Raw genomic sequence first — 291 nt, forward strand, 5'->3', positions numbered from 1 at the left:
GAGTGTTCGATGGCCCTGGCCGGTGGTGTGACGGTGATGGCCACTCCGGGAGCGTTCGTGGAGTTTTCCCGGCAGGGTGGGTTGGCTGCCGATGGGCGGTGCAAACCGTTCGCGGACGCGGCTGACGGCACGGGTTGGGGTGAGGGTGTCGGGATTTTGGTGTTGGAGCGGTTGTCGGATGCCCGCCGGCGGGGACATCAGGTGTTGGCGGTGCTGCGGGGCAGCGCGGTCAACCAGGACGGCGCCTCCAACGGGTTGAGCGCCCCGAACGGGCCGTCGCAGCAGCGGGTG

1 protein-coding gene is annotated in these 291 nt (G+C 69.4%); it reads left to right on the plus strand.

The annotated features are described in order from the left end of the window. Positions 1-291 (plus strand): beta-ketoacyl synthase N-terminal-like domain-containing protein (locus tag ACLQ22_RS32035; protein WP_425695608.1); only part of this gene is annotated, 291 nt, incomplete at both ends.

Origin of the sequence: Micromonospora sp. DT178, assembly GCF_049841695.1 — a bacterium.
Lineage (GTDB): Bacteria > Actinomycetota > Actinomycetes > Mycobacteriales > Micromonosporaceae > Micromonospora.